Origin of the sequence: Pseudomonas sp. S34 (assembly GCF_009866745.1) — a bacterium.
In the GTDB taxonomy this organism is placed as follows: domain Bacteria; phylum Pseudomonadota; class Gammaproteobacteria; order Pseudomonadales; family Pseudomonadaceae; genus Aquipseudomonas; species Aquipseudomonas jessenii.
This window is the reverse complement of sequence record NZ_CP019398.1, coordinates 5064647-5087045: the sequence shown is the minus strand read 5'-3', so window position 1 is coordinate 5087045 and position 22399 is coordinate 5064647. Positions and strand designations below refer to the sequence as shown.

Here is a 22399-nt window from a genome sequence, read left to right as displayed (position 1 = left end):
CGCCACTCGAAAGAGGGCGGGGCTTTTTATTGCATCGAGATTAATGGCGTAGAAGTTACTCGTCTTCGCCCATCTGTGATTGCAGATAGTTCTCAAGGCCTACTTTATCGATCAGGCCCAGTTGGGTTTCCAGCCAGTCGATATGTTCTTCTTCGGACTCGAGGATATCTTCAAGCAGTTCACGGCTACCGAAGTCGCCAACTTTTTCGCAATGCGCGATAGCCACTTTGAGATCGGCATGGCCGGTTTTCTCGATACGCAGGTCACACTCAAGCATTTCCTTGGTGTGCTCGCCAATGTGCAGCTTGCCCAGGTCCTGGACATTCGGCAGGCCTTCAAGGAACAGGATGCGCTTGATCAGCTTGTCCGCGTGCTTCATCTCGTCGATGGATTCGTGGTACTCGTGCTTGCCGAGCTTGTTCAGGCCCCAATCTTCATACATGCGCGCATGCAGGAAGTATTGATTGATCGCGACCAGCTCATTGGCGAGGATCTTGTTGAGATGCTGGATGACTGTAACGTCGCCTTTCATGATGGGGTCCTGCCCTGTATTAGCTGTCAATAGAGCAGAGTTTGAGCCTCGTACTTAATAGTGTCAAACCTAAGTTATTGAAACTTAAATGAAAATTAATCGGAATAAGAATGTTTGTGTTCCGCGTCTAGAGCATAACTAGTTGATTTTGAGGCATAAAAAAACCGGACATATGTCCGGTTCTTTGAAATTCGATGTTTAAGCCGCGGTAAATTCTGCTGGATAAGGAATTGCAGCCTGGGCCGTTTGCAGTTTGGTCAGGGTCTCGCGGACCACTTCCTTGGCGAGGCAGGCACATTTGCCGCACTGGCTCGCAACGCCGGTGGCTACACGGACTTCCTTGTAGCTGCAGCATCCTTCATAGATCGCATCGCGGATTTGACCGTCGGTGACGCCAGTGCAGAGGCAAACATACATAGGGAAGGACCGTCGCTGATTGTGACTCAATTGCGATGGATCTTAATGTTAACGAGAATGATTGTCAAAGTGGTTTCAGAGCACTTTTCGTCATAAACGGGTATGGCTGACGAACGGTCTGCCTGGCAAACCGGTGATCCAAAACCGGTGGGGATTTCATCGTACGGGGAAAAAACAGCTAAGCCAGCTCAAACACGCGGTGTATGATGGCCGGTCTTTTGCGACCGGGGATCGTGTCACAGGGCTGTCGCCTCAGGGTGGCAGGCTGATGCGAGCCCTGTTTCTCACGCTATTACACCAGGAGATATCCAATGAGCGTACTCGTAGGCAAACAAGCCCCTGACTTCACCGTACCGGCCGTACTCGGCAATGGCGAGATCGTTGACAGCTTCACCCTGTCCTCGGCGATCAAAGGCAAATACGGCCTGGTGTTCTTCTATCCACTGGACTTCACCTTCGTTTGCCCGTCCGAGCTGATCGCTCTGGACAACCGCATGTCTGACTTCAAGGCTCGCAACGTTGAAGTGATCGCTGTTTCGATCGACTCGCACTTCACCCACAACGCATGGCGCAACACTCCAGTGAACAATGGCGGTATCGGCCAGGTTCGCTACACCATGGCTGCCGACATCAAGCAGGACATCATGAAGGCCTACGACGTTCAGTCCGCTGATGGCGTGGCTTTCCGTGGCGCGTTCCTGATCGACGACAAAGGCGTTGTCCGCTCGCAGATCGTCAACGACCTGCCGCTGGGCCGTAACATGGAAGAGCTGATCCGTCTGGTCGACGCTCTGCAATTCCACGAAGAGCACGGCGAAGTCTGCCCTGCCAACTGGAAAAAAGGCGACAAAGGCATGAACGCTTCGCCAGAAGGCGTTGCTGCTTACCTGACCGAGCACGCTGCCGCTCTGTAAGGCGTTCCAGGTATAAAAAAACCGGCCTTCGAGGCCGGTTTTTTTATGGACGGAATTCACTCAGTCGTCTGTAGGAGCGAGCCTGCTCGCGATGGACTTGAGAGCGCCGCTGGGTGTCAGGCTTCCCGCGTTATCGTTCACGACCATCGCGAGCAAGCTCGCTCCCACATTGATTCGTGAGTGCACTCAGTCGCCGAAGTCTTCCCAACCACCCATCTGTTTCCAGCGATTGACGATGCCGCAGAACAGCTCTGCCGTCTTCTCGGTGTCGTAGCGAGCCGAGTGAGCCTCGCGACCGTCGAAGTCGATGTCCGCTGCCTGGCACGCCTTGGCCAACACGGTCTGGCCGTAAGCGAGACCGGCCAGCGTTGCGGTATCGAAGCTGGAGAACGGATGGAACGGATTGCGCTTCATGTCCAGCCGCGCAACCGCCGCATTCAGGAAGCCCAGGTCGAAACTGCTGTTATGCCCGACCAGGATCGCCCGTTTGCAACCGTTGGCCTTGAGGGCCTTGCGCACGCCGCGGAAGATATCGTTCAGGGCAGACTCTTCACTCACCGCCATGCGCAGCGGGTGATCGAGCTTGATCCCGGTGAATTCCAGGGCTGCCGCTTCGATGTTCGCGCCTTCGAACGGCTCGACACGGAAAAAGTAGGTGTGATCCGGGTAAACAAAACCCTTTTCATCCATGGCGATGGTGGTCGCGGCGATCTCCAGCAGGGCATCGGTGGCCGAGTTGAAGCCACCGGTCTCTACGTCGACGACAACCGGCAGGTAACCACGAAACCTTGCCGCCATTGGATGACGAGGGCCGCCTCCGCCGCCATTGCCTTCCAGTTCGTCGTCGAAATGGTCTTCACTCACGCGTGTTCCTCCAGCAGGCGCCAGCGCAGTTTTTCACCGGCGCGCAGCGGGATAACGGTCAGCTCGCCAAATGGCAGGCTGGTCGGGGCGGTCCACTCTTCGCGGACCAGGGTGATGCGATCGGTGTTGGCCGGCAGACCATAGAACCGAGGGCCGTTGAGGCTGGCGAAGGCCTCGAGCTTGTCCAGCGCATTGCGCTGTTCGAAAGCTTCGGCGTACATCTCGATGGCCGCATAGGCGGTGTAGCAACCGGCGCAGCCGCAGGCCGCTTCCTTGGCATGCTGGGCGTGGGGAGCCGAGTCGGTGCCGAGGAAGAACTTGTCGCTGCCGCTGGTGGCCGCGTCGAGCAGGGCTTCCTGGTGGGTATTGCGCTTGAGGATCGGCAGGCAATAGAAGTGCGGCCGAATCCCGCCCACCAGCATGTGGTTGCGGTTGTACAACAGGTGATGCGCGGTAATGGTCGCGCCCACGTTGGCCGAAGCCGAGTTGACGAACTGCACGGCGTCCGCGGTGGTGATGTGTTCGAAGACCACTTTGAGGGTCGGGAAACGCTCGACCACACGACGCATGTGCTCGTCGATGAAGATTTTTTCTCGGTCGAACACGTCGACATCGCCCCGGGTGACTTCACCGTGGACCAACAACGGCATCCCGACTTCGGCCATGGCCTCTAGTGCAGGGAAGATCTTGTCGATGCTGGTGACGCCAGAATCCGAGTTGGTGGTCGCGCCGGCCGGGTACAGCTTGGCGGCGTGAATGAATCCGCTGGCCTTGGCCTCGCGAATTTCTTCAGGCTGGGTGCGGTCGGTCAGGTACAGGACCATCAGTGGTTCGAACAGGCTGCCGGCCGGGCGGGCAGCGAGAATCCGCTGCCGATAGCCGTCGGCTTCGGCCGCATTGCGTACCGGTGGAACCAGGTTGGGCATGATGATGGCGCGGCCAAAGGTGCGCGCGACATCCGCGACGGTATTGGTCAGCACGGCACCATCACGAAGATGAATATGCCAGTCGTCGGGACGCAGCAGGGTCAGGCGGTCGGACATGAGGGGATTCCAGGCGGGTCAAACTCAAGGGAATGCTACCGGAAAAGACTCTTGCAGGCACTCGCTATCAAGTTTTGCAGGAAGCTTCCGATATCCAACAGGTATGCCGTAAACATGTGTGTGTCGGTCTTTTTGTTGTAGAAGCCAGTGGAGCCTCCCGTGCGCCAGCGTTATTTAGCCTTGCTCAGTGTGTTTGCCAGCCTTCCGGCGATGGCGCTCACTTTCCAGACACGTCTGGAGAACATTGAGTGGACGGTCGAAGGCGACAAGTTCGAATGCCGCCTGACTCAGCCGGTTACCGATTTCGGTTCGGGCGAGTTCGTGCGTCGTGCCGGCGAGCAGGCGATTTTCCGTCTGAAAGCCTACAACCCGATGATCGGCGGCGGTTCGGCCACCTTGCTGGCCGCTGCCGCGCCGTGGCAACCGGGCCGTGACGATATCAACCTGGGCACGGTGAGAATCGGCAGTGGCAACGTATTGTTCAATAGCTCACAGGTTCAGGCCGGGCGTCTGATCAGTGGCCTGATGGACGGTCGCAGCCCGGTCGTTCGACATTCCTCGGGGGATGGGCGGGTGTCGGAAGTACGCTTGTTGCCGGTCAGGTTCACCAAGGCGTTTGCCGACTACCAGGGTTGCGTGGCGAAACTGTTGCCACAGAATTTCGAACAGGTGAAGCAATCGGAAATCGGCTTCCCCGGCGGCGGAATCGAACTCGACAGCGCCGCAAAAGCCAAACTGCAGGTAATGCTGGAGTACATGAAGGCCGATCCGACGGTCAATCACATCGAGCTCGACGGTCACTCCGACAACAGCGGCAACCGCCTGACCAACCGCGACCTGTCGCGGCGCCGAGCCCTGGCAGTGATGGAGTTCTTCAAGGCCAACGGCATCCAGGAATCGCAAATCACCCTGCGTTTCCATGGCGAGCGTTATCCGGTGGCGCCTAACACCAACAACACCAACCGCGCGAAGAACCGTCGAGTAGCAGTGCGCCTGGAGCGCGGAGCACCCGCGGAACAAGTCGCCCCGCAAGCGACGAAGGCGGCCACTTCGGCCACTTCCTGACCCGGCTGTAATCGTCGCGCCCTCGACATAATCTGTCGCTTCGTCGTCATAAGCTGTCGCGCCACTGTAAATTATTCTGCATGAGCGGTAGACTTCCCGGCTTTCCGTAGAACCCCGTGGAGTGATGGCATGGCGGACGTAAACAAGGTCGTTCTGGCGTATTCCGGCGGCCTGGACACTTCGGTGATCCTCAAGTGGCTGCAGGATACTTATAACTGTGAAGTAGTGACCTTCACCGCTGACCTGGGTCAGGGCGAAGAGGTCGAACCTGCACGCGCCAAGGCTCAGGCCATGGGCGTCAAAGAGATCTACATCGACGACTTGCGCGAAGAGTTCGTGCGCGATTTCGTTTTCCCGATGTTCCGCGCCAACACCGTTTACGAAGGCGAGTACCTGCTGGGTACTTCCATCGCTCGTCCGCTGATCGCCAAGCGCCTGATCGAAATTGCCAACGAAACCGGTGCAGACGCCATTTCCCATGGTGCCACCGGCAAGGGTAACGACCAGGTTCGTTTCGAACTCGGTGCGTACGCCTTGAAGCCAGGTGTGAAAGTGATCGCTCCTTGGCGCGAGTGGGACCTGCTGTCCCGTGAAAAGCTGATGGATTACGCCGCGAAGCACGCGATTCCGATCGAGCGCCACGGCAAGAAGAAGTCCCCGTACTCCATGGATGCCAACCTGCTGCACATCTCCTATGAAGGCGGCGTGCTGGAAGACACCTGGACCGAGCACGAAGAAGACATGTGGCGCTGGACCGTTTCCCCGGAAAACGCTCCAGACAAGCCGCAGTACCTGGAACTGACCTACCGCAACGGCGATATCGTCGCGCTGGACGGCGTCGAAATGACTCCAGCCACCGTGCTGGCGACCCTGAACCGTATCGGTGGTGAGCACGGTATCGGCCGTCTCGACATCGTCGAGAACCGCTACGTGGGCATGAAGTCCCGTGGCTGCTACGAAACCCCTGGCGGCACCATCATGCTGCGCGCCCACCGTGCGATCGAATCGATCACCCTGGACCGCGAAGTGGCTCACCTCAAGGACGAGCTGATGCCCAAGTACGCCAGCCTGATCTATACCGGCTACTGGTGGAGCCCTGAGCGTCTGATGCTGCAACAGATGATCGATGCGTCCCAGGTCAACGTGAACGGCGTTGTGCGCCTGAAACTGTACAAGGGCAATGTGATCGTCACTGGCCGCAAGTCCGACGACTCGCTGTTCGACGCCAACATCGCTACCTTCGAAGAAGATGGCGGCGCGTACAACCAGGCGGATGCCGCGGGCTTCATCAAGCTCAACGCCCTGCGCATGCGCATTGCGGCGAACAAAGGCCGGAAGCTGTTCTGAGACCTTTGACATCGTGATGGGTGCCTGACCTCGTCCTCGACGAGGTCAGGTACCTGAAAACGGGGTGTGATGCCAGTTACTGCGTTGTCGGGTGTTTTCGTTTCCGTTGATGATTTCCTGTTTTTCCCCTTCTCGATGGCCTGACCTGTACTACAGGTTGCTGTTCGCCGGTTGCCCGGCGTGATCAATGACCGACAACCTGTGCGAGTCCAGATTGTAGGCCACATAAAAGGCGGCACCGCGTTTGCTGGCCTGCTTTGTATGTCCAAGCGCACTGGCTTTCAGTAATTTCTCCGAAACGGCACAAGTGACAAACAGAATCACGTACGCCGTCTTTTCCCGTGGCCTCTGGATTTTTTCCAGCAGCGCTCCAAACTCGACCTCTTCGCTCATCCAGCGTACATCAACGATGTACAGGTCTTTTACCGGCTCCGGTAACTGAAGGTGATGCTGAACAGAGACAACGGTTTGCAGACCAATCCCGGTTGGCGGGTCCTGTGCGCCACAGGGCGTTCGGGCTGACCGCCAGTCATTCGCTGACGTTTCCAGTGTGGGGTTTTCAGACGGTTTTGCGGACGCTTTTTTTTCCGAGCGCCCAACATCATCCATAACCTTCATGAAGTGCTTTCCCTTCTCAAAATCGGAGGGTGCATAAAGTGATTTATAGTTGAAGTTGAGTGTCGCGAAAAAAAGCAAAAGTAAATAGAACGGAAAACTGATCAGGAACCAGACGTAGAGTTCTCTTTCCTCCTGATCAAGGAAGGGTAGAGAGACGGCTGCCGAAGTTTCAGAGAGCGCTGCGAATATCGCGATAATTGTCATTGGGTTGGTGATTCGTTTTTTTATCATATTCTGTACTCATGTCGGGTTGTCTGTTCTCGAGTGGTTTATGAAGTTGGCTTGTTGTGGTGGTTATTGTAGTGCTTTTGATTATCTGCTGATTTTTGACAAGTTTTTATTTGTTTGTTGTATCGCTCGTCGGTTTCTTGAATTTTTGGCGTATTTTAATGATTGCTCAAAAAATATTATTTGCTGTAAGAGTAATTGGATGCGAGGTGTGTGATATTTCTGGTATGAGTATTGAGTGTGTAAATATCAGTTACGTTTTAGCGGAAAGGTAGAGGCTAGTAGTTCTCAGGGCGCGACCGGATCAAGCTGGCTCTCGAAAAATTTTGGTCGTAAATCGACACAGGTGGCTGCTGGAAAGTGCGACACACTGACGCTGATACAGTTTTAAATTCATTCTGTTCGAGGGATTTTTGTAGGAGGAATCCGTGTTGTTTGTAGGGGATGTCTCTTGGTGTGGGTGTCCGGGAGGGGCGACATGCCATGGGTGAAACGACTAGGCTATTGTGCGGGCTCTAAAAATTCGAACAGCGAAAATTGGACTTGCCCATGAATAAAGTGCTGATCGTGGATGATCACCCCGTCATTCGTCTTGCGGTACGTATGCTAATGGAGCGTCATGGCTACGAAGTTATTGCAGAAACCGATAATGGTGTGGACGCACTGCAACTAGCCCGTGAACTTATGCCGGACATTATCATTCTGGATATCGGGATTCCGAAGCTGGACGGGTTGGAAGTCATCGCGCGTTTGTCTTCGACTTCAATGCCGATGAAAGTGCTGATTTTGACTTCCCAGGCGCCGGGACATTTTTCGATGCGTTGCATGCAATCCGGTGCAGCCGGTTATGTCTGCAAACAACAAGACCTCACGGAGTTGCTCAGTGCAATAAAGGCCGTTTTGTCAGGCTACAGTTACTTTCCTAATCAAGCCTTGCATACCGTACGTTGCAGTTTGGGGAATGCCAGTGAGGCCGATATGGTCGATCGATTGTCGGGGCGGGAAATGATGGTCCTGCAGCAGTTGGCCCGAGGAAAGACCAATAAAGAGATTGCCGATGGGATGTTTCTCAGCAATAAAACAGTCAGTACTTACAAGACCCGCCTGTTGCTCAAGCTGAATGCGCGGTCTCTGGTCGATCTGATCGAACTGGCACAACGCAATGGTCTGGTGTGATGGCATAACTGCGCGACATGGGGCGCCTATCGGGGTACGGCACTTAGCAAAAAAAAGCCTCCGTTTCGGGAGGCTTTCAGGTGTCATAAATCAAAATCGTAATCGGCCAATTGCTTTTGCAGTCGGCGCTCCTCCAGCAGGTTGTCGATGGTGCGGCGTTTGCTCAGATTAGTTTTCGCTACTTCAACCACCGGTTCAGCATCATCGGTTTCGGCGGTGGTGAAATCGTCTTCTACGTCTAATTGCTCTTTGCCAGTACTCATTTAGTTGCTCCAGGCTAAGAAGGCCTTTGGCGCCCCTTATATCGACATTCTCCCGGCGGGTAAAAAAGATTTTTTCAATCGACAAATCAATAAACCCAATAGCGCCTCAATCGTCGGAGGTTTTGTGCTTGTATTCGCACAAGTCCTCGATCCGGCAGCTTCCGCATCGGGGCTTGCGGGCCAGGCAAACATAGCGACCATGAAGGATCAGCCAGTGATGGGAGTCGAGCAGGTACTCCCTGGGCACGAATTTCATCAGTTTTTTCTCGACTTCCACCACATTCTTGCCGGGAGCAATGCCAGTCCGGTTGCTGACCCTGAAAATATGCGTGTCGACGGCCATGGTCAGCTGACGGAATGCCGTATTGAGTACCACATTGGCGGTCTTGCGGCCGACGCCGGGCAGTGCTTCCAGCTCTTCGCGGGTTTGTGGGACCTCGCCGGCGTGACGCTCGACCAGCAAACGGCAGGTTTCGATCACATTTTTCGCTTTGCTGTTGTACAGCCCGATGGTCTTGATGTACTCCGACAGCCCTTCGACACCCAGGGCATGCATCGCTGCCGGGGTATTGGCGACCGGGAAAAGCCTGGCTGTGGCCTTGTTGACGCCGACATCGGTGGACTGCGCCGAGAGAATCACGGCAATCAGTAATTCGAAGGGGGAGGAATAGGCCAGTTCGGTCTTTGGTTCCGGGTTGTCCTCGTGCAGTCGGCGGAAAATTTCCAGACGTTTTGCGGCATTCATGGGCAGTGCGTTTCCTCGAAGGCAATCAATGTGTGGGCGTCGGGCGCCAGGCCTGCCAGGCGGCGATCAGGAGTCCGAGCAGGATGAACCCGCCAGGGACCAGTGTGGTCAGGCGCAGTCCGCCGTCAGCCACCAGCACCCAGCCATGCCAGTCAGTTTGCGTTGCGCCGAACAGCCACGATAGATGGTTTCCAAGTGTTCCGTTGCCGATGAGTTCGCGCAGCAGGCCCAGCGCGATCATCAGCGTGGCAAACAGGCTATTGAGTCGCAGACGTTGATGCCAATCGCTCTGAAAGACCCCGGTGTGTTCCAGTACGACGCATTGCAAGGCGATCAAGGCTCCATAAATCCCCAGATGCTGCTGCCATTGCAGCGACCAGGCTTGTGCCATGAGTTCCGCGCAACTGGTGAGGGTGGCTGCCAACAGGATGCTGGCCAGCATACGGGTCGCCGGGACCAGTCGAGATCGCAGGGCACCCATGGCCAGACCGAACAACTGAGTCACCACCATGAACATCAGGCACAGGCCAACTGCAGCCATCAGCGAGTGGGTGACGCCGATCAGTGGCGTCAGCATCAAGGCGTTGCGCAGAGTCGATGAGTTATCCATGGGCAGGGATTCCGAGCAGTTGTTGCCGGTGTTCATCGAAGTAGCGCAAGGCATCGTGGACGGCATTGATCACCGCTCTTGAGGTGATGGTTGCGCCTGCGATCTGATCGAACTGTCCCTGATCCTTTTTCAGCGCCCAGCCGCTGTCACCGGGTTCTGTTCGAGACTTGCCGGAAAAAACCTGGAGCCAGGCATTGGGCCAGTCGGCGATCCGAGCCCCCAGTCCAGGTGTTTCCGACTGTTTGAGGGTTTTGACGCCCAGCAACCTGCCATTGGCGTCGACTGCGATCAACAGGTCGATGGCACCGGCGTAGCCAAGGGTTTGACTGCGCAGCAACACCGCGACGGGTTGATCGGCTCGGGTCGCCAGATAACCACCCAGCAAGGTGCTGTTGGTCAGTGCGGCTGCTTCAATCGTTATGGGGTGTTCGAGTGGTTGATTGTCGTAGCTGTCCGGCGCGATCAGGTCCAGCAGGTTACGGCTGTCGATCAGGCGCTGTTCGGCTGCAATGCGTGGCGCGCTGCCGAGTTGTACGAAGTACGTCACGCCAAGGCCCAGTGCGGCCAAAAGCACCACAAGCGCGATGCTTGATGTCCTGTTCATGGCGCCTCCGGCTGTTGCCTGGCCGCCACGAACCGCTCCAGCGCCGGCACGCACAGGTTCATCAACAGCACAGCGAAGGCGATGCCGTCCGGGTAGCCACCCCAGGTACGAATCAGATAAGTCAGAAGCCCAACACCAGCGCCGAACAACAGTTTCGCGCCAGGGCTTCTGGCGCCGGACACCGGTTCGGTGATGATGAAGAACGCCCCCAGCATGGTCGCGCCGGTCAGCAGATGAAACAACGGCGAGCCATGGGAGTCGGAGCCCGAGCCGTTCCAGCACAACAGGCTGATGATGAACAGGCTGGCCAGCATGCCGACCGGTGCATGCCAGCTGATCACCCTTCGTTGCAGGAGAAACGCTCCACCCGCCACAAAGGCCAGGTTCACCCATTCCACCCCCCGGCCGCCAAAGTGGCCGAATGCCGGGTTGCCGGCAAACAGTTCATCCATGGTCAGGCTTTTGTTGATCCGCAGACTGTCCAGTGCCGTGGCCTGCACCCACGCATCCGGCACATGGCCGATGCCAAACACGTGCTGCAGGCCGCTCAGCAGATCCATGCCATGGGGCAATGGCCAATGGGTCATTGGTTGGGGAAAGGTCACCAGCACCAGCGCCAAACCGAGCATCGCCGGGTTGAAGGGATTCGAACCGACGCCACCATACAAGTGCTTGCCGAACACCATCGCAAAAGAGGCAGCACTGAGGGTCAGCCACCATGGGCAGTAAGGCGGCAGCGCCAGAGCCAGCAATGTGGCACTGACCAGCGCGCTACCGTCACTCAACGTTGCCCCCGGCGGCTGCTTGCGCCATTGCACGACGGCGGCCTCGACGGCCAACGCGGCAGTGGCCGCCAGAAGCAGATTGATCAACACACCCCAGCCGTACAGCCAGAACGCTGCCAGGATTCCCGGCAGCGTGGCCAACAGCACCAGTTTCATCGCCTGTTGCAGGCGATCATCCACCACGTCAAGGGCTGGCATGGGCGTCCACCAGGCGTTCGGCTTCACCGAGTGCGCGTTCCAGGGCTTCGATTTGTTCCGCTGGTGCTTCGTTGGCCTGAGCCTTCTTGAGTTCGGCGCGACGCATGGCCAACTGGATCTTGGCCCGTTTCAGATCGGCATCATTTGACGACGCAGCTGCGACCGTCGGCGCAGGGGAAGGTGGAGCGGCGTTTTCCAGTTGCGCCAGGTTTTGTTCGGCGGCTTCGAACTGTTGTTGCAGTGCGATCAACTGCGATTGCTGTTCGAAGGTCGGCGGATGCCCGAAGGCCTTCAGCGATTTGTGCAACTGCGCCCGACTCATCGCCACCTCGATCTTGGCCTTTTTCAGCGCGGCATCGGCATTGGCGGTTTTCTGTGCGCGGACGCGCTCGAGGGCCGCCTGCACCGGGTCGGCTGTCGTCTCGGCAGGTTGTGCGGCTCGCTGCCTTGCCTGGCGCTCGGCGATTTTCTGTTGCTCCTCACGCTGCAGGCGGGCATTGCGTTGTTCGAAGCGGCGCCGTGCGTGATCGCGCTTGAGGTTGCGGGCCTGCCGCGCCTGCGGTGTGAGGGCCAGGCCCCCGACAACAGGCAGTACAGTGTTCGGCTGCAATGGGCGCATTTCGATGCAGTCCACCGGGCACGGTGCCACGCAGAGGTCGCAACCGGTGCACTCATCAATGATCACCGTGTGCATCAGCTTGGCCGCGCCGACGATGGCATCGATCGGGCAGGCCTGAATGCACTTGGTGCAACCAATGCACTCGGCCTCGCGGATATAGGCGATCTGCGCAGGTGCCGAGCCGCGAGTGATGTCCAGTTCCAGCACCGGCACCTTCAGCAGTTCAGCCAGGGCCGCGATGGTTTCGTTGCCTCCGGGAGGGCACTTGTTGATCGGCTCACCGCTGGCGATGCCTTCGGCATACGGCTTGCACCCGGGGTGCCCGCACTTGCCGCATTGGGTTTGCGGCAAGAGTGCGTCGATGCATTGAATCAGACTCATGTTTTGATCAGTCCGCTGAATCCGAGAAAAGCCACTGCGATCAGGCCGGCACCAATCAGGTCGATCGGCAAGCCGCGAAAGGGCAGGGGAACATCGTTGTCGGCCGTGCGTTCACGCAAATCAGTGAACAGGCTCAACACCAGCCAGAAGCCCAACCCTGCACCGAGGCTCAAGGCAGTGGCGTGAAAAAAGCCCTTGTCTTCCTGAGCATTGAGCAGGGCCACGCCGAGTACGCCAGCGTTGCCCAATAGCAACGGCCAGAGGCCTTCGAATGGTAGTGTCGAAAACAACCGCGCCAGCAACTTCAGCAACGGGCTGATCAGCAGCACGCTCAATGGCAGAAACACAAACAGACGCAGCGGCGTCAATTGTAGTGGCACCAGCATCCATTGATAGAGCGCGTAGCCGAGCATGCCCACGACCAGCATCAGGCATGTCGTCGCAATGCCCAGGGCATGTACCTGACGACGCTGACCGGCCAACAGTGGATCGACGGCCAATGGCCATTGCAACACGAGGTTGTTGATCAGGGCAGCGCTGATAAGCGTAAGCAGGATTTCGGTCATTGTTCGTGCCGACAAGAACGGTAGTTTTTGTAGGAGCGAGCTTGGTCCGGGCGGCGTTCCGACGATCGACTCAAGGGCGCTGCGTTCAACCTGTGGACACGCATAATCGTTAACGACCATCGCGAGCGAGCTCGCTCCTACAGGAGATGGTCTAAAAAGCTTAGGCATTATCCGGCAAGGCGGGAGGGTGGGCCAGACATGAAAATCCCACAGCCGCGCCAGGCACGACTGTGGGATCGTTTTGCCGCAGACCTTACTTGATGCGCTGGCCAGGCTTGGCGCCGCTGTCAGGGCTGAGCAGGTAGATTTCTTCTCCGCCAGGGCCTGCCGCCATCACCATGCCTTCGGAGATACCGAACTTCATTTTCCGTGGCTTGAGGTTGGCGATCATCATGGTCAGGCGCCCATCGAGCTTGGACGGGTCCGGGTAAGCGCTCTTGATCCCGGAGAACACGTTGCGTTGCTCGTCACCGATATCCAGGGTCAGGCGCAACAGCTTGTCGGCACCTTCCACGTGTTCAGCCTTGACGATCAGCGCGACACGCAGGTCGACAGCGGCAAAGGTGTCGAACTCGATTTCCGGCGACAGTGGATCCTTGGCCAGTTCGCCATTGCCGGCAGGTGCGGCTTCGCCGGTGTCGGTCTGGCTGGCGGTCAGGTCTTCTTTCGAAGCGTCGGTCATGGCTTGCACTTTTACCGGGTCGATGCGGGTCATCAGCGGCTTGAACTCGTTCAGCTGGTGATTGCCGAGCAAGGTCGCGTGATCGTTCCAGGTCAGCGGCGCGACGTTGAGGAACGCCTCGGCGTCGGCGGCCAGCAGCGGCAGCACCGGCTTGAGGAAGATCACCAGTTGGCGGAACAGGTTGACGCCTGTGGCGCAGATGGCCTGGACTTCATCCTGTTTGCCTTCCTGTTTGTTCAACGACCACGGCGCCTTGTCGGCGATCCAGGCGTTGGCGCGGTCGGCCAGGCCCATGATCTCGCGCATGGCACGGGCAAAGTCGCGGGCTTCATAGGCGTCGGCGATACCTGGCGCGGCGGCCAGGAAGGCTTCGGTCAGTTCAGGCGCGGCGTTGGTGTCGACCATTACGCCAGCATTGCCCTTGTTGATGAAACCGGCACAGCGGCTGGCGATGTTGACGACCTTGCCCACCAGGTCGGAATTGACCTTCTGCACGAAGTCTTCGAGGTTCAGGTCGAGGTCATCAACGCCACGGCCCAGCTTGGCCGCGTAGTAATAGCGCAGGTATTCCGGCGACAGGTGGTCCAGGTAGGTCCGGGCCTTGATGAAGGTGCCGCGGGACTTGGACATTTTCTGACCGTTGACAGTCAGGTAGCCGTGCACGTTGATGCCGGTCGGCTTGCGGTAGCCCGCGCCCTCGAGCATGGCTGGCCAGAACAGGGCGTGGAAGTTGACGATGTCCTTGCCGATGAAGTGGTACAGCTCGGCGGTGGAGTCCTTGCCCCAGAACGCGTCGAAGTCCAGCTCCGGCGTGCGGTTGCACAGGTTCTTGAAGCTGGCCATGTAACCGATCGGTGCATCCAGCCACACGTAGAAGTACTTGCCCGGCTCGTCGGGGATTTCAAAACCGAAATACGGTGCATCGCGGGAGATGTCCCACTGTTGCAGGCCGGCATCCAGCCATTCGGCGATCTTGTTGGCGACGGCATCCTGCAGGGTGCCGCTGCGGGTCCAGGTTTGCAGCATTTGCTGGAAGTCTGGCAGCTTGAAGAAGAAGTGCTGGGAATCCTTGAGCACCGGGGTGGCGCCGGAGATCGCCGACTTCGGATCCTTCAGGTCGGTCGGTGCGTAGGTCGCACCGCATTTTTCGCAGTTGTCGCCGTACTGGTCTTCGGTGCCGCATTTCGGGCAGGTGCCCTTGATGAAGCGGTCGGCCAGGAACATTTTCTTTTCCGGGTCGAAGTACTGGGTGATCGAACGCGTGGCGATGTGCCCGGCGTCACGCAGCTTCAGGTAGATCTGGCTCGACAGCTCACGGTTTTCTTCGGCGTGAGTGGAGTGGAAATTGTCGAAGTCCACCAGGAAGTCGGCAAAGTCGGCGCTGTGTTCGGCCTGGACGTTGGCGATCAGTTGTTCCGGGGTGATGCCTTCCTTTTCCGCGCGCAGCATGATCGCCGAACCGTGGGCGTCGTCGGCGCAGACATAGATGCATTGATTGCCGCGGTGCTTCTGGAAACGCACCCACATATCGGTCTGGATGTATTCCAGCATATGGCCGAGGTGAATCGAACCATTGGCATAGGGCAGGGCGCTGGTGACGAGGATCTTGCGTGGCTCGGACATGGGGCTCGGCTACTTGATGAAACGGAGGTCGGCCACTATAAAGCGCCGGCGCATATTTTTCACCCTGTGAGCCTGTTTCCGGATGCATAGCTGGTGAAAACTGTGGCGAGGGGGCTCGCCCCCGTTCGACTGCGCAGCAGTCGTAATAAGGCTGATGCGATCCAATTGTCGGAACCGGGCTGCCGGGATTGGGGCGGCTTCGCCACCCAACGGGGGCAAGCCCCCTCGCCACATGAATGCCTGCGCAACAAATGGTCTACAGGCATGCCGCCTCGGGCGCAGAACAGGTACGATACCCACTATCTTTTCCAGTCCTGTTTTCGGAGTTGCCCATGAGCGCCGTCAATCGCGCAGCGGTGGAAGCCGTCCTTCGCCAGTATACCGACCCTTACCTGAACCTGGACCCGGTCAGCGCCGGGTGCGTGCGCAACATCGAGATTCAGGGCGACCGCGTCAGCGTTCAGCTTGAACTGGGTTACGCCGCCGGTCTGTTCAAGAGTGGCTGGGCGCAGATGCTGGAAATGGCCATTCAGGGGCTGGATGGCGTGGCAAGTGCCAAGGTCGAAATCACCAGCGTGATCGCCGCGCACAAGGCTCAGGTGCAGATTCCGGGCTTGGCGAACGTGAAAAACGTGGTGGCCGTGGCGTCCGGCAAGGGCGGCGTGGGCAAATCCACCACGGCGGCCAACCTGGCCCTGGCTCTGGCCCGGGAAGGCGCCAAGGTCGGGATTCTCGATGCGGACATCTACGGCCCGAGCCAGGGCATCATGTTCGGCATACCCGAGCGTACCCGCCCCGAGGTCAAGGATCAGAAGTGGTTCGTTCCGCTCAAGTCCCATGGCGTCGAAGTGATGTCCATGGCTTTCCTCACCGACGACAACACGCCGATGGTCTGGCGCGGGCCGATGGTTTCGGGCGCCCTGTTGCAACTGGTCACCCAGACCGCGTGGGGTGACCTCGATTACCTGGTCATCGACATGCCGCCAGGCACCGGTGACATCCAGTTGACCCTGGCGCAGAAAGTGCCGGTGGCCGGTGCGGTGATCGTGACCACCCCACAGGACCTGGCATTGCTGGACGCACGCAAGGGCGTGGAAATGTTCCGCAAGGTCAACATCCCGGTGCTGGGCGTGGTGGAGAACATGGCCGTGCACATCTGCTCCAACTGCGGGCATGCCGAGCATCTGTTTGGCGAAGGCGGTGGTGTGAAACTGGCCAACCAGTATGGCGTTGAACTGCTGGCTTCGCTGCCGCTGTCGATGGTCATCCGCGAGCAGGCCGATGGCGGTAAGCCAACAGTGATCGCCGAGCCTGATAGCCAGATTGCGATGGTTTACCAGGAACTGGCCCGCCATGTCGGCGCGCGGATCGTGTTGCAGGAAGCGTTGACGCCGGCGATGCCGAACATCAGCGTCAGCGACGACTAATGTTCGCCAGATAAACGCTGACCAAATGTGGGAGCGGGCTTGCTCGCGAAAGCGGTGTGTCATTCAACCAACAAGTTGACTGATCTATCGCCTTCGCGAGCAAGCCCGCTCCCACAGTTGTTTGGGGTTGGGCTTAGATCCGCAACCCGCCATCCATCTCCAGAATCCGACCGGTGTAATAGTCGTTCTCGAAGATGTAAGCCGCCGAATGGGCGATTTCCTCAGGCTTGCCCATGCGCTTGAGCGGGATCCCCGCAGTCATCTTCTCCAGCGCTTCAGGCTTCATGCCCAGGGTCATTTCGGTTTCGATGAAGCCCGGTGCAATGCCGGCGACGCGAATGCCGTAGCGTGCCAGCTCCTTGGCCCAGGTCACGGTCGCCGCAGCAACACCGGCCTTGGCGGCGGAGTAGTTGGTCTGACCGACGTTGCCGGCGCGGGAAATCGACGAGATATTGATGATCGCGCCACTGTTGTTCAGCTCGACCATTTTCGCCGCGACTTCACGGGTGCACAGGAACACGCCGGTCAGGTTGACGTCGATGACGGCCTGCCACTGGGCCAGGCTCATCTTGGTCATTTCGCCATCCTTGACCTTGAGCAACAGGCCGTCGCGCAGGATCCCGGCGTTGTTGATCAAGCCATGGATCGCGCCAAAGTCTTCAGCGACCTGGGCAACCATGCGGGTCACTTGCTCTTCGTTGGCCACGTTGCACAGGTAGGCGCGGGCCTCGACACCTTGGGCCTTGCAGGCCGCGACGGCGTCGTCGAGTTTTTCCTGGTTCAGGTCCACCAGCGCGAGTTTCGCGCCCAGGCCTGCGAAATACTCGGCCATGGAGCGGCCTAAACCCTGGCAACCGCCAGTGATAATGATTACTTTGTCAGTGAGTTGCATTCGCATGCCCCGGTAGCAGGTCTGAGTGGTTTCCTTTAGAGAGCCTCTCGATCTGCGCCTGACCTGGCCTGGCTGCACATGAGAACTGCCCCCGATGGCGTGCTGGGACTTTCGCCAGCAGCTCGTCCGTTTTTCTGACGGATTCTATTTAAGGAGTCATAAATTGAGCGTTGAAGCGGCTAAGCATGCACGAGAATTGCTTCTCAAGGAATACCGTGGGGTGCTCTCGACGCACTCCAAATCAATGCCCGGTTTTCCGTTCGGTTCCGTGGTTCCGTACTGCCTGGACGAGCAGGGCCGGCCGCTGATCCTGATCAGCCGCATTGCCCAGCACACTCATAATCTGCAAAAAGATCCGAAATGCTCGCTGTTTGTCGGCGAACGTGGTGCCGAAGATGTCCAGGCCGTTGGTCGACTGACTTACCTGGCTGAGGCGCAACAGCTCGAAGACGAAGCCGCCATCGACGCTGCCTCCGAGCGTTACTACCGCTACTTCCCGGAGTCGAAGGGTTATCACAAGGCCCACGATTTCGATTTCTGGGTGCTTGAGCCTGTACGCCACCGTTACATCGGCGGTTTTGGCGCGATTCATTGGGTCAACGACCTGACCCTGGCCAACCCGTTCGCCGGCAAGGCCGAAGTGAGCATGGTCGAGCACATGAACGCCGATCACGCCAAGGCCATCGCCCATTACGTCGATCTGGCCGGGCTGCCGAAAAACGTGCCGGCGCAAATGGTCGGCATCGATTGTGAAGGCATGCACCTGCGCATCGGTCAAAGTCTGTACTGGTTACCGTTCCAAGCGCCTTGTAATACGCCGACACAAGTTCGCGAAGCCTTGGTTTCTCTGGCCCACGCCGATCATTGGCCGAAAAATGAAGTGGCCGACGCTTGAATTCACGAAACGGCGACGTCATCTAAGGTGAACTGGCAAGGCATTCTTGCGTTGAGGAACCATTTGATGCGCCCTTTTTTGTTGCTCTTTCTGCTGTTCCCGGTGTTGGAGCTGTTCGTATTCGTCAAGGTGGCAGGGTCCATCGGGTTCTTCCCGGCCCTGCTGCTGATCATTCTCGGCTCGATGTTCGGCGTGTTTGTGCTGCGCATCGCCGGCCTGGCCACGGCCCTGCGTGCCCGTGAAAGCCTGAGCCGCGGCGAACTGCCGGCCCAGACCATGCTCGAAGGCCTGATGCTGGCATTGGCCGGTGGCCTGCTGATTCTTCCGGGCTTCATCAGCGATGTGATCGGCCTGTTCATGCTGCTGCCGTTCAGTCGTCGCCTGCTGGCCAATAAAATGCGCCAGCGCGCCGAAGAGCAGGCGATGCGTCAGCGAGCGTTCGCCGACGACCTACAGGCCCGTGGCGGCCCGGCGCCTCGCGAGCCGCTGGGCCGCGAGCCCAACGTGATCGAAGGCGAGTTCGAACACCGCGATACCAAGTAATACGCACATCGACACGGCACCTTCGGGTGCCGTGTTCGTTTGCGGGGCATCGACCTGAAAAATTTTTCATCGCCGCCCTTGTAATAAGCTTATGCGCCCTTATGTAACGGTCACCGCAAGGTTTCTGGCGAACAAGCCAGACAGACTTCCGCGGTTCGCTTGACGAACCGCAACCGGCACCGCCGGCCTTTGTTAAACCCGCCGGGACTACACCGGCCGATGAAAACCACAATTAGGAGAGATCGACAATGAAGCTTCGTCCTCTGCATGACCGCGTCGTCATCCGTCGCAGCGAAGAAGAAAAGAAAACCGCTGGCGGTATCGTCCTGCCAGGTTCGGCTGCTGAAAAAGCCAACAGCGGCGAAATCCTCGCTGTAGGCACCGGCCGCGTACTGGAAAACGGTGAAGTGCGTGCACTGTCCGTGAAAGTGGGCGACAAGGTTGTGTTCGGTCCTTACTCCGGCAGCAACACTGTGAAAGTCGACGGCGAAGACCTGCTGGTAATGAGCGAGAACGAAATTCTCGCCGTTATCGAAGGCTGATACCCCCGTTCATTTTCCCGCTACTACAAAGTATTTAAGGAATATCGATCATGGCTGCTAAAGAAGTTCTGTTTGGCGATTCCGCCCGTAAAAAAATGCTCAAGGGCGTCAACGTCCTGGCTGACGCAGTAAAAGCGACCCTGGGCCCGAAAGGCCGTAACGTGATCATCGAGAAGAGCTTCGGCGCTCCGACCATCACCAAGGACGGCGTTTCCGTCGCCAAAGAAATCGAACTCGAAGACCGTTTCGAAAACATGGGTGCGCAGCTGGTCAAAGACGTTGCCTCCCGTGCCAACGATGACGCTGGTGACGGTACTACCACCGCTACCGTTCTGGCTCAGTCGATCGTCAACGAAGGCCTGAAAGCCGTCGCTGCCGGCATGAACCCGATGGACCTCAAGCGCGGCATCGACAAGGCGACCATCGCCATCGTCAAAGAGCTGAAAAACCTGTCCAAGCCATGCGCTGACACCAAGGCTATCGCTCAGGTCGGCACCATCTCGGCCAACTCCGACAACTCCATCGGCGACATCATTGCCGAAGCCATGGAAAAAGTCGGTAAAGAAGGCGTAATCACCGTTGAAGAAGGCTCGGGCCTGGAAAACGAACTGTCGGTTGTTGAAGGCATGCAGTTCGACCGTGGTTACCTGTCCCCGTACTTCGTCAACAAGCCAGAGACCATGGTCGCTGAGCTGGACGGCCCGCTGATCCTGCTGGTCGACAAGAAGATCTCGAACATCCGCGAAATGCTGCCAGTGCTGGAAGCCGTTGCCAAAGCCGGCCGTCCACTGCTGATCGTGGCCGAAGACGTTGAAGGCGAAGCCCTGGCGACTCTGGTTGTGAACAACATGCGTGGCATCGTTAAAGTCGCAGCCGTCAAGGCTCCAGGCTTCGGCGATCGTCGCAAGGCCATGCTGCAGGACATCGCCGTTCTGACCGGCGGTACCGTTATCTCCGAAGAGATCGGTCTGAGCCTGGAAAGCGCAACCCTGGAAAACCTGGGCAGCGCCAAGCGCGTGACCCTGTCCAAGGAAAACACCATCATCGTTGACGGTGCTGGCGTACACGGCGACATCGAAGCACGCATCACTCAGATCCGTGCTCAGGTTGCCGAAACTTCCTCGGACTACGACCGTGAAAAACTGCAAGAGCGTCTGGCCAAGCTATCCGGCGGCGTTGCAGTGATCAAGGTTGGCGCTGGTTCCGAAGTTGAAATGAAAGAGAAGAAAGCCCGCGTTGAAGACGCCCTGCACGCTACCCGTGCAGCCGTTGAAGAAGGCGTGGTACCTGGCGGTGGCGTTGCGCTGATCCGCGCTCTGCAAACCCTGAACGATCTGAAAGGCGACAACGCTGATCAGGACGTAGGTATCGCTGTTCTGCGCCGTGCCGTTGAAGCACCGCTGCGTCAGATCGCTGCCAACAGCGGTGACGAGCCAAGCGTTGTGGTCAACGAAGTCAAGAACGGCAAAGGTAACTTCGGTTACAACGCTGCGACTGGCGAATACGGTGACATGATCGAAATGGGCATCCTGGACCCAACCAAGGTCACCCGTTCCGCGCTGCAAGCTGCATCGTCGATCGGCGGTCTGATCCTGACCACCGAAGCCGCTGTTGCTGATGCACCGAAGAAAGAAGGTGCAGCTGGCGGCGGTATGCCAGACATGGGCGGTATGGGCGGCATGGGCGGCATGATGTAAGCCAGCCTTACCCCTGTACGAAAAACCCCGTCTGCGAAAGCAGGCGGGGTTTTTTATTGCCCGGACTTCAATGTTCACATCGATCCATTGTGGGAACGGGCTTGCTCGCGAAGGCAGTGTGTCAGTCGATATAGATGCTGAATGACATTCCGCTTTCGCGAGCAAGCCCGCTCCCACAAGGAACTGCATAAATCCTGTGGGCGCGTGGCTTGCCCGCGAAGGCGTCAGGTCAGGCGCTGACAGGTTCTGCACTTGCCTCGCGATCCGCCCTCAAGGCCGGTCGATACAGAACGTAGTAATACGACCCCAAACAAATCAGCCAGCAGAACACCGCCGTCCACACGTTGTGCGAGAAGAAGTGCGCACCCTGCATCATCCGCCCGATGGAGAACACCGAGCCGAGGGCAAAGGCGAAGACCAACGCTGCGCGAGCCATGCGCGGGCGACGGTCGCGCAGTACGAAAAACAGGGCAAACAGGGTGAAGCCGGTGGCCGCATGGCCGCCGGGCCAGCAACGCCCTGGTTTATCGGTGTGCGGGCGAGGACTCAACAGTTCGCTGTAGGTTTCGTGACCGCCGAATTGTTCGAGGCTCCATGGGCATTGCACCGCGGTCACTGCTTTGATGGGCGTGACAAAGGAAGTCGCCAGGCCCAGGGACAGCACCAGGCAACCCAGTTCCCGCTTGAGCGGTTTGAGCCTGGCCATGAAGAACGAAGCGATGAAGGCGAGAATGGCAAACACCGAGAAGGCGATGACCACTTGCTTGGCGCGATCGTGCAGGATGTCCTCGAGGAAGTAACTGTGGCGTCCGATGAATTCCCCGGTGACCGGGTCGTAAAACAGCTTGGCCAGGTCCATGTCCAGACTGGTCAGTTCGAGCAATACCAGAATGATCGCAGCTACGGCGGGGACTCCAAGGCACACCCAGAAATTGAGCGGACGAGGGGAAGGGCGGGCAAGGGTCGAAACCATGCTAGTTCCTTGATCAGTGAAATGTTCTCAAATGCGCAGCCGCGCAGAGTTTGAACCCGATTCTGTCGCCAGCATGTGAATCGCCGGTGAAAAACTCGTTAAGGCTGTAATCGGTCAATTTCCGCGCTTTTGCGCTTCACTCAGTCCTAG

The 22399-nt window shown here is 58.1% G+C and carries 24 protein-coding genes; 9 read left to right on the top strand and 15 right to left on the bottom strand.

Going from position 1 to position 22399, the window contains the following annotated elements; all coding sequences use genetic code 11:
• Positions 1-55 precede the first annotated feature (55 nt).
• Complete coding sequence (gene bfr / locus PspS34_RS22680; protein WP_057713432.1) at positions 56-532, bottom strand: bacterioferritin; 477 nt, start codon at positions 530-532, stop codon at positions 56-58.
• Positions 533-730: 198 nt separating this feature from the next.
• Complete coding sequence (locus tag PspS34_RS22675) at positions 731-949, bottom strand: bacterioferritin-associated ferredoxin (RefSeq protein ID WP_007985869.1); 219 nt, start codon at positions 947-949, stop codon at positions 731-733.
• Positions 950-1260: 311 nt separating this feature from the next.
• Here PspS34_RS22675 and PspS34_RS22670 point away from each other — a divergent pair, with 311 nt between their 5' ends.
• Positions 1261-1863: a peroxiredoxin C gene (locus tag PspS34_RS22670; RefSeq protein ID WP_057713433.1), complete on the top strand. Its 603-nt coding sequence runs from the start codon at positions 1261-1263 to the stop codon at positions 1861-1863.
• A 186-nt stretch (positions 1864-2049) separates the two neighbouring features.
• Here PspS34_RS22670 and rnt read toward each other — a convergent pair whose 3' ends face one another.
• Both rnt and pyrC read right to left on the bottom strand, forming a co-directional pair.
• Positions 2050-2727 (bottom strand): ribonuclease T, encoded by a 678-nt coding sequence (rnt, locus tag PspS34_RS22665; RefSeq protein ID WP_057713434.1) that lies wholly within the window; start codon positions 2725-2727, stop codon positions 2050-2052.
• Positions 2724-3770 (bottom strand): dihydroorotase, encoded by a 1047-nt coding sequence (pyrC, locus tag PspS34_RS22660; RefSeq protein WP_090457540.1) that lies wholly within the window; start codon positions 3768-3770, stop codon positions 2724-2726. The genes rnt and pyrC overlap by 4 nt, the downstream gene beginning before the upstream one ends.
• Positions 3771-3929: 159 nt before the next feature.
• Here pyrC and PspS34_RS22655 point away from each other — a divergent pair, with 159 nt between their 5' ends.
• Positions 3930-4835, top strand: a complete 906-nt coding sequence (locus PspS34_RS22655) for an OmpA family protein (RefSeq protein WP_150814673.1) — start codon at positions 3930-3932, stop codon at positions 4833-4835.
• A 129-nt stretch (positions 4836-4964) separates the two neighbouring features.
• A complete protein-coding gene (locus PspS34_RS22650) occupies positions 4965-6182 on the top strand; it encodes an argininosuccinate synthase (protein ID WP_007972320.1) in 1218 nt (405 codons plus the stop codon).
• 150 nt (positions 6183-6332) lie between these two features.
• Here PspS34_RS22650 and PspS34_RS22645 read toward each other — a convergent pair whose 3' ends face one another.
• Positions 6333-7031, bottom strand: a complete 699-nt coding sequence (locus PspS34_RS22645; RefSeq protein ID WP_154860463.1) for a hypothetical protein — start codon at positions 7029-7031, stop codon at positions 6333-6335.
• 546 nt (positions 7032-7577) lie between these two features.
• Between PspS34_RS22645 and PspS34_RS22640 the strand changes: the two genes are divergently transcribed.
• Positions 7578-8204 carry a response regulator transcription factor gene (locus PspS34_RS22640; protein WP_154860462.1) on the top strand — a complete coding sequence of 209 codons (627 nt, stop codon included), beginning with the start codon at positions 7578-7580 and terminating at the stop codon, positions 8202-8204.
• An 83-nt stretch (positions 8205-8287) separates the two neighbouring features.
• Here PspS34_RS22640 and PspS34_RS22635 read toward each other — a convergent pair whose 3' ends face one another.
• From PspS34_RS22635 to metG, 8 genes are all read right to left on the bottom strand, one after another.
• The gene (locus PspS34_RS22635) at positions 8288-8467 is read right to left on the bottom strand and encodes a hypothetical protein (RefSeq protein ID WP_007972325.1); all 180 of its coding nucleotides are present in this window, start codon (positions 8465-8467) and stop codon (positions 8288-8290) included.
• A gap of 106 nt (positions 8468-8573) precedes the next feature.
• The gene (nth, locus tag PspS34_RS22630; RefSeq protein ID WP_102671233.1) at positions 8574-9212 is read right to left on the bottom strand and encodes an endonuclease III; all 639 of its coding nucleotides are present in this window, start codon (positions 9210-9212) and stop codon (positions 8574-8576) included.
• Positions 9213-9237: 25 nt separating this feature from the next.
• Positions 9238-9822, bottom strand: coding sequence for an Rnf-Nqr domain containing protein (locus tag PspS34_RS22625; RefSeq protein WP_150814670.1), 585 nt, complete (start codon positions 9820-9822; stop codon positions 9238-9240).
• The gene (locus tag PspS34_RS22620) at positions 9815-10426 is read right to left on the bottom strand and encodes an RnfABCDGE type electron transport complex subunit G (RefSeq protein WP_057713441.1); all 612 of its coding nucleotides are present in this window, start codon (positions 10424-10426) and stop codon (positions 9815-9817) included. Before PspS34_RS22620 ends, PspS34_RS22625 begins: the two co-directional genes overlap by 8 nt.
• Positions 10423-11409, bottom strand: coding sequence for an RnfABCDGE type electron transport complex subunit D (locus PspS34_RS22615; protein WP_150814668.1), 987 nt, complete (start codon positions 11407-11409; stop codon positions 10423-10425). The genes PspS34_RS22620 and PspS34_RS22615 overlap by 4 nt, the downstream gene beginning before the upstream one ends.
• Positions 11396-12409 (bottom strand): electron transport complex subunit RsxB, encoded by a 1014-nt coding sequence (rsxB, locus tag PspS34_RS22610; protein WP_150814667.1) that lies wholly within the window; start codon positions 12407-12409, stop codon positions 11396-11398. The genes PspS34_RS22615 and rsxB overlap by 14 nt, the downstream gene beginning before the upstream one ends.
• Positions 12406-12975, bottom strand: coding sequence for an Rnf-Nqr domain containing protein (locus PspS34_RS22605; protein ID WP_154860461.1), 570 nt, complete (start codon positions 12973-12975; stop codon positions 12406-12408). Before PspS34_RS22605 ends, rsxB begins: the two co-directional genes overlap by 4 nt.
• A 253-nt stretch (positions 12976-13228) precedes the next feature.
• Entirely contained in the window at positions 13229-15280 is a 2052-nt protein-coding gene (gene metG / locus PspS34_RS22600; protein ID WP_056726133.1) for a methionine--tRNA ligase, read from the bottom strand.
• A 332-nt stretch (positions 15281-15612) separates the two neighbouring features.
• On the opposite strand from metG, the gene apbC reads away from it, so the two are divergent.
• Entirely contained in the window at positions 15613-16707 is a 1095-nt protein-coding gene (gene apbC, locus PspS34_RS22595; protein WP_150813353.1) for an iron-sulfur cluster carrier protein ApbC, read from the top strand.
• Positions 16708-16840: 133 nt separating this feature from the next.
• Here apbC and PspS34_RS22590 read toward each other — a convergent pair whose 3' ends face one another.
• The gene (locus PspS34_RS22590; RefSeq protein WP_154860460.1) at positions 16841-17599 is read right to left on the bottom strand and encodes an SDR family oxidoreductase; all 759 of its coding nucleotides are present in this window, start codon (positions 17597-17599) and stop codon (positions 16841-16843) included.
• Between the two features lie 163 nt (positions 17600-17762).
• On the opposite strand from PspS34_RS22590, the gene PspS34_RS22585 reads away from it, so the two are divergent.
• The 4 genes from PspS34_RS22585 (at position 17763) to groL (ending at position 21276) form a co-directional block, all read left to right on the top strand.
• Positions 17763-18494 carry a HugZ family protein gene (locus PspS34_RS22585; RefSeq protein ID WP_150813351.1) on the top strand — a complete coding sequence of 244 codons (732 nt, stop codon included), beginning with the start codon at positions 17763-17765 and terminating at the stop codon, positions 18492-18494.
• Between the two features lie 66 nt (positions 18495-18560).
• The gene (locus PspS34_RS22580; RefSeq protein WP_008053539.1) at positions 18561-19037 is read left to right on the top strand and encodes an FxsA family protein; all 477 of its coding nucleotides are present in this window, start codon (positions 18561-18563) and stop codon (positions 19035-19037) included.
• A 248-nt stretch (positions 19038-19285) separates the two neighbouring features.
• Positions 19286-19579 carry a co-chaperone GroES gene (locus PspS34_RS22575; protein WP_007985847.1) on the top strand — a complete coding sequence of 98 codons (294 nt, stop codon included), beginning with the start codon at positions 19286-19288 and terminating at the stop codon, positions 19577-19579.
• 50 nt (positions 19580-19629) lie between these two features.
• Positions 19630-21276, top strand: coding sequence for a chaperonin GroEL (groL, locus tag PspS34_RS22570; RefSeq protein ID WP_090457529.1), 1647 nt, complete (start codon positions 19630-19632; stop codon positions 21274-21276).
• 229 nt (positions 21277-21505) lie between these two features.
• Here the strand turns inward: groL and PspS34_RS22565 are convergent, their stop codons facing one another.
• Positions 21506-22249, bottom strand: coding sequence for a phosphatase PAP2 family protein (locus tag PspS34_RS22565; RefSeq protein WP_154860459.1), 744 nt, complete (start codon positions 22247-22249; stop codon positions 21506-21508).
• Between the last annotated feature and the right edge of the window lie 150 nt (positions 22250-22399).